This is a genomic window from Rhodococcus sp. P4_B6 (assembly GCF_056402215.1).
Map to the genome: position 1 here is coordinate 1 of NZ_JBFUHV010000215.1, position 12807 is coordinate 12807.

Genomic DNA, 12807 nt, shown 5'->3' on the forward strand with positions numbered 1-12807 from the left:
GCCCAGATCAGCAGGGTCACCAGCATGTCCGGGTCGTACCCGGCCCGGCCGGCGCCCCCGGTGCGACGAGAAGCGTGGAACGCCGAGGTGTCGAGATGGGAGTCGACGATCTCGATCACCGTCCACACCGGATGCGTGGGCGGCACCCACTCCCGCATGTCCGGCGGCAACAGGAACTGCTGATCACGATTCACCGGTCGATATCCCTTGGCCACCAACACATTATCCAGGAAACCCCAGGTCAGACCAKGGTGACACGCGGACACCCCGACCCGGAATTTTGCAACAGCCCCCCCGCGGTTAACAAGTACTCACGGGGCAGTCACGCCATAAGGGACTGCAGCTTCGCGGCGAGCACGTCCCATCGCCACTGCGCCTTGACCCAGCCCCGGCCGGCGGCGCCCATCGCCGCCGCCCGGTCGCGATCCGACAGCACCGCGATCACCGATCGCGCCACCTCGGCCACCGACGTGCCGTCCACGACCATCCCGGTTTCGTTCTGCCGCACCGTTTCCGGGGCGCCGCCGGACTGTCCGGCGATGACCGGGACACCGGAGGCCGACGCCTCCAGGAACACGATGCCGAGGCCCTCGACGTCGAGTCCCGCACCCCGCGTGCGGCAGGGCATCGCGAACACGTCGGCGATCGTGTGGTGCGCCGCCAACTCCGCGGACGGCACCGTTCCCGTGAACACGACGTGGTCCTCGACGCCCGCCGAGCGGGCGAGGGAGCGCAGGCGGTCCTCGTAGGGTCCGCCGCCGACGATCACGAGGACGGCGCCGTCGATGTGTTCGCGGACGGTCGGGAGCGCCCTGATGAGGATGTCCTGGCCCTTGCGCGGCACGAGCCGGGACAGGCACAGGATCGTCGGCCGGTCGCCCAGCCCGTATCGGGCCCGCAGTTCGGACCGCGCCCCGCTGTCCGGGGTGAACAGGTCGGTGTCGACTCCGGGCGGCAGGTGCTCGAGTGCCGCACCGGCGCCGAATGCGGACGCGAATCGGCCACGGGTGTAGCGGCTGACGTACGTGACGACGTCGGTGCCGTCGCCGATCCGGCCGAGGGCCTGGCGGGCGGCGGGGAGCATCGACCAGCCGACCTCGTGTCCGTGGGTACTCGCGACCACCCGTTCCGCTCCGGCGCGGCGCAGCGTCGAACTCAGCAGTGCGAGCGGGGCCGCTGCGCCGAACCAGACGCCGGTGCAGTCGTGTTCGGCGAGCAACCTGGTGGCGCGGCGCGCGACGAACGGTGTCGGCACCATCAGGGTGGTGGGGTGACGGACGACCTGAAACGGTTGCCGCGCATCGAACTTGATGTGCGAGTCACCGCGCCAGCGCGGGGCGTAGACGACAAGGTCGTCGGCGGGCAGGTGCTTGGCGAAGGTGTGCAGGTACGACTGAATTCCACCGGGTCGCGGCGGAAAATCGTTCGTCACCAACAGGGTTCGGCGCATGTGATCACCGTAGGCGGTCGACCGCGCGGACACCGACGCAGGGTCACCCCAGGTGAGCGCCCACCCAGTCGGTCCAGCGGTCCCGGAACTGCTCGGCGTCGACGCCGAGGACGTCGGACAGTCGTGCGTCGACCGTGTCCGGATCGGCCTCCCCCACGGCCAGTGTCCGGTACAGCTCCGTCAGCTTCGTTTCGCCGTATTGCTCCGCGACGAAGGCGTTGATCGACCACGCGGTCTCGTAGGCGACCGAGCCGCGTTCGCCGGATTCGGAGAAGTCGGTGTTCTCGGGGAATCCGGTCGGCGGGCCCTCGGCGCCCACCTGCGCGGTCAGGGCCGGCGCGATCTGCCGTGCGGCCTCACCGGTGCCCCGGTAGGCGGCGTACTCGGCGTAGCCCTCCAGCACCCACATCGGTGAGCGGTCCACCGTCTCGGCGCGCGCCGCCACGTGGGTGAGTTCGTGTCGCAGGATCGCCCGCCTGGTGACCTCGGTGAGCCGTTCCGCCGACGAGGGGCTGAACACGATCCGCTGCCCGGTGACCGCGTCGGCGTCGGGGTCGACGGCGTCCGAGATGGCGACCGCGGCGATGCCACGGCCGTCGTGATCGGAACCGACGAGGGCGGTGAACTCGTCCTGCGATCCGGCGACCCACACGAGTGCGCGGCCCGCCCAGTCCGAACCCCACAGCTGGGTGGCGTTGACGACGGCGGCGGGGAGTTCCTCCGCCAGCCGGTCCACCATCGCGGCGTTCTCGGGATGTCCGAGCACCACCGACGTCCGGCCGTCGCCGGTGTCGACGCGGCGCGATACGACCGTTCCGAAGTCCCACGGGCCGCGCCACGTCCGCCGCTCGCCGTTCACGGTGGCACTGTCGCTCACGAGTGCCCAGCTGTCACCACGCCGGGCCACGACGAGCGCGATCGGTTTGCGGGTGGGGCTCTCGTCCGCCCCCGCGATCGCGTAGCGGAGTTGCACGGCCGGCGCCCACACCTCGTCGGCCCCGAGCGCGTCGACGAGACTCGACGGCACCGCCGCCTCGGGACTCTCGGTGATCTCGTAACCCCAGTCCGAGAATTCCACCCCGGCAACGTTGCTCGCGCGGCGCGTCTCGGCGGCCAGGAAGCCCGGCGACGCCGCCCGATCCATCAGACCCGACAGCCGGGCCGTGTCGTTCGTCCGCACGGCCGACGCCCACGTGTCGAGGAGCAACTGGACGGCCGCTGCCCGCGACTCCGTGTCGGCCTGCGCGGTGCCGACCGCCCCGTCGGCGCCCCGCTCGTCGTGAGAGAACCCGGTCAGCGCGAGTACGACGACGACGGCGAGGACCAGTCCGGCCAGCGCGGCGAGCTCCCACGGGCGCGCCTGACGGCGTGAGGTCGGATCCGTTGCGGAAGACGGGTCTGATGCGGGCACGCCGGTGAGTGTATGAGCACGCCTGCGCGCCGTCGCCGGACGGTCGCCGTCAGTAGCGGCGCGCCCCGTAGAAGGGGAACTTCGCCATCGACTCGATCTTCACCGGCACACCGAACGTCGAGGCGTGGAGAATGTTGCCGTTTCCTGCGTACAGGCCGACGTGGGACGCGTCGTTGTAGAAGAGGACGACGTCGCCGGGCTGGAGTTCGTCGCGGGACACCGGGGTGCCACCGCTGGCCTGAGCCTGACTGGACCGCGGGAGCGTCTTGCCGATCTGCTTGTACGCCCAGACGACGAGCCCGGAGCAGTCGAACTGGTCGGGCCCGGTGGCGCCCCACACGTACGGGTCGCCGATGCGGGTCATGCCTGCCTGCAGTGCGCTCGTGCCCGAGCCGGGGGTGAGGTGCGCGAGGATCGTGTCGGGGTCGAAGCCGGGCGGGAAGGGCGTCCCCGCCAGCTGGTCGCGTTCGGCGCCGGTGAGATCTCCGAACGCCTTGATCACGTCGGCGATCTGCGCCTGCAGGTCGCTCTGCTTGCGCTGCAGGTCGTCGCTGACCACCTTGGCCTGCTCGGTGGCCGCCCGCGCGGAATCCGCGGACTGCTTCGACGCCTCGGCCGCCTTGGTGGCGTCCGACGTGGCCGATTGGAATTGCGCGACCTGATTGCGGGTGTCGTTGGAGATGGCGTCCAGAGCGGACATCTGGTCGAGGAGTTGCTGCGGTGAGTCGCTCACCATCACGGCGAACAGGCGATTGGTCCGGGCGCCCTGGTAGTTGGCAGTGGCGAGTTTGTTCACCACGGGCTGGAAGACGGCGACGCGGGCGTTGGCCTCGTCGAGCACACCTTGGTCGGCCGCGAGCCGGGCGTCCGCATCGCGTTGGGCCGACTGCTTGGCCTCGAGATCGATCTGCGCGTTGTGGAGGGCCTCCGACGTCTGCTCGGACTGCCGGGACAGGTCACCGAGCTTCGTCAGCGTCTCGGTCGGGTTGGTGGTGACCGGGTCCGCACCCGCCGGGATCGAGGGCAGCGACACGAGTGCCACCGACAGCGCTCCGGCTGTCAGCACGCTGCCCAGGGAGCGCTTCATCTTGTGTGAGGCCACGGAAATGCGGTTCTCCGATCGTCGATCTCCACCCGCCGGGTCGGTTGTCCGATGCGCGGCTCAGGAATTTCCCCGGCCGATGCGACCGCGGAATGCCGAAGAGGTGGTGACCCCGCGTTGCCGCCCGGTTGGCGCGGCAAGACTTCGCAAGGTCTCGGTTAGGTTACGGAATGACATACGTGTGTGTCCACCCATGTCACGACGGGGGTGGCGGGGACCACCGGGCGGGTGAACGACACGCTGTCTGCCTGGGGCGCAACGACATCGAGGGTGGGTTCGAATCGTGATTCGAACCCACCCTCGGTGGTCGTGCGAGATCCTACGAAGCTACCCCGTGCATCCCCGCCCTCGACTCGGTGGATGCCTCGCCTCGCGCGTGGATCAGTAGCGGCGTGCCCCGTCGAAAGGCATGGACGCGATGGGCGCCAACTTGACGGGCTGCCCCTCGGTGGAGGCGTGGATCACGTTGCCGTTGCCGGCGTAGATGCCCGAGTGCGAGCCGCCGTAGAAGGAGATCACGTCGCCGGGGCGGAGATCGGACTGCGACACCGGGGTACCGGCGGCCGCCTGCGCGTAGCTGGTGCGCGGCAGGTTCAGTCCGGCCTGCTTGAACGCCCACTGCACCAGGCCGGAGCAGTCGAACGAGTTGGGACCTGCGGCGCCGTAGACGTACGGCGAGCCGAGCTTCGCCTGAGCGGCCTGAACGGCCTTGTCACCTGCGGTGCTGCCCGGCGCGGGGGGCGCGGGCAGGTTCGGGACACCGGGGATCTGCGGGATGACGACACCCGGGATCTCGAAGGTTCCGACACCGGGAATGGTGATGGGGTCTGCGGCCGCGGGGGCCGCGGTAGCGGTGAGCGCTCCGACTGCGAGCGCGCCGGCGACGACTGCCCGTCGCACATTCCGCTTGGAAACTTGTGACGCCACGAAAGGGGTACTCCGTTTCTTCCATTCATCCGCCGACCGAGTTAGCTGACGGGTTCGGGCTGGGAAGATCAGCCCTACCCACCGGTGCGTGAGGACGTCCCGGCGGGATTCACCCCAGTAGAAACTTGGGTTCCCGGTACGACCGCTCTCGCGAGTGGCCGATTAGGCGGTGACTAGCGATGCTGCCCCGGTGTTGAGGCTGCGAGACTCCGCTAGGTCTCAGGAAGGTTACGAAATGGAATACCCCGGTGTCGACCGGAACACGCGGAAAGTGTCCGTTTGCGCCGTTTCGAGGCATGCGGGCGCGCGGTACCCACATTCGGTAACGACTCGATAACAAGCGGTATGTTTCCGTTCGCTTTTCGACAGCGGGAGTGGACATTTCGCGTAGCCCCGCGACCCTCCGGGCGTGTCAGGCTCCGCGTTCCCGCTGTTCAACGGGGGTGGYGCGGACGCTGCCCGACAACTGCACCGGACCCGCCGCCCTCGGCCCCCGCACCCCCGGAACCCCCGTTCTGGGTCGCGCGCCCGACCGTCGCTCCACCCGCCGCCGCGGCCCGCACACGGGCAGTGTGATCCTCGTCTCTCCGAGCCTCCCGGGCGGGTCTGTCGGTGCCCGTCCATACGCTCTGAGCCGTGAGTGTCCCCGGCGTACCCGAACAGTTGAGATTCGACGAGCTCGACACCCCGCTGCGGGACACCACGTTCGTGGTGGTCGACCTCGAGACCACCGGAGCGCGGCCGGGCGAGGACGCCATCACCGAGATCGGCGCCGTGAAGATCCGCGGCGGCGAGGTGATCGCCGAGATGGCCACCCTCGTCGACCCGGGACGGTCCATCCCGCCGCACATCGTCGAGATCACGGGCATCACGACCGCGATGGTGATCGACGCACCGCGCATCGAGCGCGTGCTGCCCGCGTTCCTCGAGTTCGCACGCGGAGCGGTGCTCGTCGCCCACAACGCCCCCTTCGACACCGGCTTCCTCAAGGCCGCTGCGTCGGCCACCGACACCCCCTGGCCCAAGTTCACCGTGCTCTGCACGGTCAAACTGGCCCGGCGGGTCCTCACCCGCGACGAGGCGCCGTCCGTGAAGCTGTCGTCGCTCGCCCGGCTGTTCGACGTCGGAACCACCCCGACCCACCGGGCCCTCGACGACGCCCGCGCCACCGTCGACGTCCTGCACGCCCTCATCGCCCGGGTCGGCAACCAGGGAGTGCACAGTCTCACCGAGCTCGTCGACTACCTTCCCGACGTCTCTTCGCACCAGCGGGCCAAACGCACGCTCGCCAGTCATCTCCCCCGTTCGCCCGGCGTCTACCTGTTCCGGGGGCCGTCCGACGAGGTCCTCTACGTCGGCACGGCGACGGATCTGCGCCGCCGGGTGCGCAATTACTTCACCGGCTCGGAGACGCGCGGCCGGATGAAGGAGATGGTCGCGTTGACCACCCGGATCGACCACGTCGAATGCGCGCATGCTCTCGAGGCGGGTGTGCGCGAGCTCCGGCTGCTCGCCGCCCACACCCCGCCGTACAACCGGCGGTCCAAGTACCCGAAGCGCGGCTGGTGGATCACGCTCACCGCGGAGGCCTTCCCCCGGCTGTCGGTCGTGCGGACCCCGGCCGCCGATTCGCTAGGTCCGTTCCGGTCCCGCTCGACCGCCGCCGACGTCGCCGACGTCCTCGCCGAGTACTGCATTCTCCGCACCTGCACGAGCCGGATCCCGAAGGGACGGGCGCACGGTGCGCAGTGCCCGCCCCGCGAGCTCGGGCGCTGCCCCGCGTCCGTCCACGACCGCGACACGGAGGACGCCTACCGTCCCGGTCCGGAGCTCTTCCGGCTCTTCCTGCGCGGCGCCGACGACACGCCGCTGCACCGGATGCGCGCACGGGTGGAGGAACTGGCCGCGGGCAAGTTGTTCGAGAACGCCGCACGGCTGCGGGATCGCACCGCGGAGGTCGTCCTCGCGCTGCGCCGAATGCAGCGCCTGGCGTCGCTCACCGCCCTCGATCAGCTCGTGGCCGCTCGCCCCGCCGCGACCGGCGGCTGGGAGTTCGCGGTGATCCGTTCCGGGCGCCTCGCGTCCGCGGGCTGCGCCCGGCGGGGAATCCACCCGATGCCGGTGGTCGACGCGCTCGTCCTCACCGCAGAAACCGTTGTTCCCGACACGACTCCGCTTCGCGGCGCGTCCCCCGAGGAGGCCGGACTGCTCGCGCGCTGGCTCGACCAGGACGACACCCGCATCGTCAGCGCGTCCTCGGGGTGGTGTGAGCCCGCACGGGGCGCCGGATCCTGGTCCGACTGGTGCGCGCTCGCCCGCGCCGGCAGCGCGTCGACACGGGACGCCGAGACCCGACCACCCGCACCGGGTTCCGCCGGCCACCGCTTAGGCTGGCGATCATGATCAACGCCATCGTCCTGATCCACGCCGAAGCCCACCGCATCCCGGAGACCGCTCAGGCCGTCGCCGACATCGAGGGCGTCGACAAGGTCTACTCCTGCGCGGGCGACGTCGACCTCATCGCGATCGTGCGGGTCCGGGACCACGCGAAGATCGCGGAGGTCGTCACCGAGGGAATCAACAAGGTGGACGGCGTCTCGCGGACGGCGACGCACATCGCGTTCCAGTCCTACTCCAGCGCAGACGTGGAAGCGGGCTTCTCGATCGGCGAATAGGTCCGCCGGCTATTTGCTGGTGGCCAGGCCCGACGTGAGATCGGCCCACCGCCCGAGCAGCGTCGCGGCCGCTCCACTGTCGATGGACTGCGCCGCCGTCGAGAGCCCGTCCGACAGTCCCTCCTCGAGGGTGCGGCCGCCGAGACCCCGGAACGCCGCGATCGCCGCCGCGGCGTTGAGCAGAACTGCGTCGCGGACGGGTCCGGTCTCACCCGCGAGGAGTCGCCGCGCCACCGCGGCGTTCACGTCGGCGTCGCCGCCGCGCAGTTCGTCGAGCGACACCCGTGCGATGCCGATGTCGCGGGGGTCGAACTGACGGGTGGTCACCGACCCGTCGGCGACGATGTGCACGGCCGACGTCGTCGACGTCGTCAATTCGTCCAGACCGTCGTCGCCGCGCACCACCAGCGCCGAATTGCCGCGCTGCGCGAGCACACCGGCCACCACCGAGATCAGGCCCGGGAAGGCGCAGCCGATGAGGCCGGCCCGTGGACGGGCCGGGTTGGTGAGCGGTCCGAGCACGTTGAAGACGGTCGGGATGCCGATCTCCTTGCGGGGCGCGCCCGCGAACCGCAGCGCGGGGTGGAACACCGGCGCGAAGCAGAAGCCGATGCCGACCTCCCGCACGCAGCGGGCCACCTCGTCGGGACCGAGATTGATCTTGACGCCGAGCGCCTCGAGAACGTCCGCCCCGCCACTCTTGGAGGACGCCGCCCGGTTTCCGTGCTTGACGACGCGGATGCCGGACGCCGCGACCACCAGTGACGCCATCGTGGAGATGTTCACGGTGTTGGATCGGTCACCACCGGTTCCGACGATGTCGACGACGTCGTCGTCGACGGGAACCTTACGTGCGTGCCCGAGCATCGAGTCGGCCAGGCCGCGCAACTCCTCCGGCGTCTCGCCCTTCATCTTCAGGGCGACGCCGAATGCCGCGATCTGCGCGGACGTGGCGTTGTCGGACATGATCTCGTCCATCGCCCATTTCGCGTCGTCCACCGCGAGGTCACGTCCGTCGGTGAGCGCACCGAGGACCGACGGCCAGGTGCGTGCAGGCAGCACACCGTCGTTGGTCCCCTGAGCAGTCGGGCTCTGCATCGTCGTGTCCCCTTGTACTAGTGGCGGATCCGATCCCTGGCAGCCTAGTCACCGGGCAGATCGGACTCGCGCGCCGGTTGCGTCGCGTCCCATCCGTCGACCGAGCCCCCGAGCCGCTGGGCCAGCCCGGCCATCCTCGACCGTTCCTGGGAACAGTGCAGCGCATCGAGGACCTGGACCCGCTGCAGCACGAGTTCGACCGTCGCGCCGTCCTCGGCCGGGGACGCCTGCCTGTCCGGATCCAGCGGCCGGTAGCCGTCCTGGGCGGCGATCGACACGGCGTCAGCCACCGACGCCGCAGGCAACCGCAAGTGGTGCCGCAGTACCGCTTCCGCGTCGGCGTCCCACCGCGGATCCTCGGCGGCGGCACGGCCCAGCGCGGTCGAGCACGCTTCCACGTCGTCGAAGCTCGAGGCGACGACCACGAGGTCGGGCCGATCCTGATCGAGAGGGGCCTGCTTCCGACTTCCGAACAGTCGCCGCAGCCACCCCGTACTGTTGTCTCCAGAGCGCATGACTCCACCCTTTCACGGTCCGCGACCAGGCTGTCAGCAGGGAGAATCGGACAAGCGGGGCGCCTCGGCGCGCCGAGGGTGGACCCGGGTAGTCGTCTCTTACGACGAAGCGTCATACTTCTGTCTGTGACGAGCGCAGTAGGGACTTCAGGATCAGCAATCACCCAACGCGTGCACTCGCTGAACCGACCTAACATGGTCAGCGTTGGCACCATCGTGTGGTTGTCAAGTGAGCTCATGTTCTTCGCAGGGCTCTTCGCCATGTACTTCGTGGCGCGAGCACAGGCGAATGGGAACTGGCCGCCGGAGCCGACCGAGCTGAATCTGTTCCTCGCCGTGCCGGTGACGCTTGTGCTGATCGCCTCGTCGTTCACCTGCCAGATGGGTGTGTTCGCAGCCGAGCGCGGCGACGTCTTCGGCCTCCGCCGGTGGTACCTCCTGACGTTGGCGATGGGCACCTTCTTCGTCCTCGGACAGGGATACGAGTACATCCACCTCATCGAAGAGGGCACTTCCATCTCCAGCAGCGTGTACGGCTCGGTGTTCTACATGACCACCGGCTTCCACGGTATGCACGTGATCGGCGGCCTCATCGCGTTCGTGTTCCTGATCGCCCGCACCAAGGTCAGCAAGTTCACGCCCGCCCAGGCCACCGCCGCCATCGTCGTCTCGTACTACTGGCACTTCGTCGACATCGTGTGGATCGCCCTGTTTGCCACGATCTATTTCATCCGTTGATCAGCTGAACGCCCCAGGCAGCCCCCTGACGTCCAGTCCGTCCCGACATACCAAAGGGATACAGATGAGTTCATCCCCCCCTCCCGCATCCGACACCACGGCGTCTGCCGCCAAGGCACGCCGCCAGCGGAAGCTCCGCAGGCGCGCCACGGGCGCCCTGGTCCTGATGATGGGACTGGTCAGCGCCGGTTTCCTCGCGTCCGCGTTGACGCCAACCCCGCAGGTGGCCACCGCCACCGATGATCAGGCAGCACTGATCCGCGAGGGCAAGCAGCTGTACGACACCTCGTGCATCACGTGCCACGGCGCGAACCTGCAGGGTGTGCAGGACCGCGGCCCCAGCCTGATCGGTGTCGGCGAGGCCGCCGTGTACTTCCAGGTGTCGTCGGGGCGTATGCCCGCTTCGCGCAACGAGGCCCAGGTCGAGCGCAAGCCCGTCAAGTTCGACGCCGAGCAGACGGACGCCATCGGCGCGTACGTCCAGGCCAACGGCGGCGGCCCCACGGTCATTCGTGACGAGAACGGCGAAGTCGCCCAGTCTTCGCTGCGCGGCGGCGATATCGGACGCGGCAGCGAGCTGTTCCGCCTCAACTGCGCGTCCTGCCACAACTTCACCGGGCGCGGCGGCGCGCTGTCGTCCGGCAAGTACGCGCCGGTCCTCGACCCGGCCAACGAGCAGCAGATCTACACCGCGATGGTCACCGGCCCGCAGAACATGCCCAAGTTCTCGGACCGTCAGCTGACCCTCGAGGAGAAGAAAGACATCATCGCCTACATCAAGTCGTCGGGCGAGACGAAGCAGCCCGGTGGCTACGGACTCGGCGGCATCGGTCCCGCCTCCGAGGGCTTGGCCATGTGGGTGGTCGGAATCATCGCTGTCGTCGGTGCAGCACTGTGGATCGGAGCAAGGTCATGAGCGACGCTGGCCAGCCGGGCGGCGCCACGCCAAAGAAGTACACGGATGCAGAACTCGAGAACCTGAGCCGCGACGAACTGGTCGAGCTCGGCACCAACCTCGACCACGTCGATGTCGCGTTCCGCCGCAACCGCTGGGCGGTTCCGGGAACGAAGGCCGAGAAGCGCGCCGAGCGGTCGGTCGCGTTCTGGTTCGCTCTCTCCGGCGTCTCCGCGATCGCATTCATCGCAATCTACCTCTTCTGGCCCTGGGAGTACGCGGGCTCCGGCGAGGAGCACTACTCGGCTTACAGCCTGTACACGCCGCTGATCGGCTTCACCATGGGTCTGGCCATCCTCGGCCTCGGTGTCGGCGCGGTGCAGTTCACCAAGAAGTTCATCCCCGAAGAGGTGTCCATCCAGGACCGCCACGACGGTGGATCGTCCGAGGTCGATCGCAAGACGATCGTCGCGGAACTCGGCGACTCGTTCGACACGTCGACGCTGGGACGCCGCAAGCTGCTCAAGCGGACCCTGATCTTCGGCGGCGGCGCCCTCGGCATCATGTCCGTCATGCCCCTCGGTGGTCTGATCAAGAACCCGTGGGCCAAGCGCGACGACTCCCCGCTGTGGGTGTCGGGATGGACCCCCCGCTACGAGGGCGAGACCATCTACCTGCGCCGCGACACCGGTCGTCCCGAGGACGTCGTCCTGGTTCGCCCCGAAGACCTGGACGCCGGCGCCATGGAAACGGTGTTCCCCTTCCGCGAGTCCGATCGCGGCGACCACGACGCGCTGCTCGAGGCGCTGCGCGGCATCCGCAACGCGACCATGCTCATCCGCCTCCGCACGGAGGACGCGGCAAACGTCACCAAGCGCAAGGGCCAGGAGAGCTTCAACTACGGCGACTACTTCGCCTTCTCGAAGATCTGCACCCACCTCGGCTGCCCCACCTCCCTGTACGAGCAGCAGACCAACCGAATCCTCTGCCCGTGCCACCAGTCGCAGTTCGATGCGCTGACCTACGGAAAGCCGATTTTCGGTCCGGCCGCTCGTGCACTTCCGCAGTTGCCTATTACAGTGAACGAAGAGGGTTTCCTAGTCACAACGGGTGACTACATCGAAGCTCTCGGCCCGGCATTTTGGGAGCGTCGACCGTGACCGACAACAAACCGTCCAAACTGAGCGCGATGGCCACAGGCCAGGCGGAAGCGATGGACTCGCGCTACCACCTCGCAGCGGGAATGCGGCGGCAGATCAACAAGGTCTTCCCCACCCACTGGTCGTTCCTGCTCGGCGAGATCGCGCTGTACAGCTTCATCATTCTGCTGATCTCCGGTGTCTACCTGACCCTGTTCTTCGATCCGTCGATGGCGCACGTCGTCTACAACGGTGCGTACGAGCCCCTGCGCGGCGTCACCATGTCCCGCGCGTACGAGACCACGCTGAACATTTCGTTCGAGGTCCGCGGCGGCCTGTTCGTCCGTCAGATCCACCACTGGGCTGCGCTGATGTTCGCGGCGTCGATCGTCGTGCACCTGCTGCGCATCTTCTTCACCGGCGCCTTCCGTCGTCCGCGTGAGGCCAACTGGGTCATCGGCTGCCTGCTGCTGATCCTGGCGATGTTCGAGGGATTCTTCGGATACACGATCCCCGACGACCTGCTGTCCGGCACGGGCCTGCGCGCCGCGTTCTCCGGCATCACGCTGAGCATCCCGATCGCAGGCACCTGGATGCACTGGCTGATCTTCGGCGGCGACTTCCCCGGCGACCTGATCATCCCCCGCCTGTACGTCGCGCACGTCCTGCTGTTCCCGGGCATCATCCTCGCCCTGATCGCCGGTCACCTCGCGCTCGTCTGGTATCAGAAGCACACGCAGTTCCCCGGCCCCGGCCGCACGGAAACCAACGTCGTCGGTGTGCGCATCCTCCCGGTGTTCGCCGTCAAGTCGGGTGCGTTCTTCGCGATCACGTTCGGTGTTCTCGCCGTCATGGGT

13 protein-coding genes and 1 riboswitch are annotated in these 12807 nt (G+C 68.6%); of the genes, 6 read left to right on the plus strand and 7 right to left on the minus strand.

The annotated features are described in order from the left end of the window. The 5 genes from AC1DWT_RS44965 to AC1DWT_RS44985 all read right to left on the minus strand — a co-directional run. The coding region (locus AC1DWT_RS44965; protein ID WP_477925750.1) for a transposase at positions 1 to 221 on the minus strand (221 nt) is incomplete at its 3' end. A 101-nt stretch (positions 222 to 322) separates the two neighbouring features. Further along, the gene (locus AC1DWT_RS44970; RefSeq protein ID WP_206012672.1) at positions 323 to 1450 is read right to left on the minus strand and encodes a glycosyltransferase family 4 protein; all 1128 of its coding nucleotides are present in this window, start codon (positions 1448 to 1450) and stop codon (positions 323 to 325) included. Between the two features lie 43 nt (positions 1451 to 1493). Further along, a complete protein-coding gene (locus AC1DWT_RS44975; RefSeq protein ID WP_206012673.1) occupies positions 1494 to 2861 on the minus strand; it encodes a peptidase MA family metallohydrolase in 1368 nt (455 codons plus the stop codon). Between the two features lie 49 nt (positions 2862 to 2910). Next, positions 2911 to 3963, minus strand: a complete 1053-nt coding sequence (locus AC1DWT_RS44980) for a C40 family peptidase (protein ID WP_095865235.1) — start codon at positions 3961 to 3963, stop codon at positions 2911 to 2913. Positions 3964 to 4344: 381 nt separating this feature from the next. Further along, the gene (locus tag AC1DWT_RS44985; protein WP_206012674.1) at positions 4345 to 4890 is read right to left on the minus strand and encodes an NlpC/P60 family protein; all 546 of its coding nucleotides are present in this window, start codon (positions 4888 to 4890) and stop codon (positions 4345 to 4347) included. Between the two features lie 14 nt (positions 4891 to 4904). Then, a riboswitch (cyclic di-AMP (ydaO/yuaA leader) is annotated at positions 4905 to 5069 on the minus strand. 457 nt (positions 5070 to 5526) lie between these two features. Here AC1DWT_RS44985 and AC1DWT_RS44990 point away from each other — a divergent pair. Beyond that, a complete protein-coding gene (locus AC1DWT_RS44990) occupies positions 5527 to 7293 on the plus strand; it encodes a DEDD exonuclease domain-containing protein (RefSeq protein WP_206012675.1) in 1767 nt (588 codons plus the stop codon). Beyond that, positions 7290 to 7565, plus strand: a complete 276-nt coding sequence (locus tag AC1DWT_RS44995) for an Lrp/AsnC family transcriptional regulator (RefSeq protein WP_005247708.1) — start codon at positions 7290 to 7292, stop codon at positions 7563 to 7565. Before AC1DWT_RS44990 ends, AC1DWT_RS44995 begins: the two co-directional genes overlap by 4 nt. Positions 7566 to 7574: 9 nt before the next feature. On the opposite strand, the gene trpD is transcribed toward AC1DWT_RS44995, so the two are convergent. Further along, entirely contained in the window at positions 7575 to 8663 is a 1089-nt protein-coding gene (gene trpD / locus AC1DWT_RS45000) for an anthranilate phosphoribosyltransferase (protein WP_072945438.1), read from the minus strand. Positions 8664 to 8707: 44 nt separating this feature from the next. Continuing rightward, positions 8708 to 9178 carry a ribonuclease E inhibitor RraB gene (locus AC1DWT_RS45005; RefSeq protein ID WP_072945440.1) on the minus strand — a complete coding sequence of 157 codons (471 nt, stop codon included), beginning with the start codon at positions 9176 to 9178 and terminating at the stop codon, positions 8708 to 8710. Positions 9179 to 9304: 126 nt separating this feature from the next. Here AC1DWT_RS45005 and ctaE point away from each other — a divergent pair, with 126 nt between their 5' ends. The 4 genes from ctaE to AC1DWT_RS45025 form a co-directional block, all read left to right on the plus strand. Continuing rightward, positions 9305 to 9916, plus strand: coding sequence for an aa3-type cytochrome oxidase subunit III (ctaE, locus tag AC1DWT_RS45010; protein WP_072945442.1), 612 nt, complete (start codon positions 9305 to 9307; stop codon positions 9914 to 9916). Positions 9917 to 9980: 64 nt separating this feature from the next. Then, positions 9981 to 10832 (plus strand): cytochrome bc1 complex diheme cytochrome c subunit, encoded by an 852-nt coding sequence (gene qcrC / locus AC1DWT_RS45015; protein ID WP_083395828.1) that lies wholly within the window; start codon positions 9981 to 9983, stop codon positions 10830 to 10832. After that, positions 10829 to 11971 carry a cytochrome bc1 complex Rieske iron-sulfur subunit gene (gene qcrA, locus AC1DWT_RS45020; RefSeq protein WP_072945446.1) on the plus strand — a complete coding sequence of 381 codons (1143 nt, stop codon included), beginning with the start codon at positions 10829 to 10831 and terminating at the stop codon, positions 11969 to 11971. The genes qcrC and qcrA overlap by 4 nt, the downstream gene beginning before the upstream one ends. A gap of 29 nt (positions 11972 to 12000) precedes the next feature. Then, on the plus strand, positions 12001 to 12807 hold an 807-nt coding region (locus tag AC1DWT_RS45025), incomplete at its 3' end, for a cytochrome b (protein ID WP_477925751.1).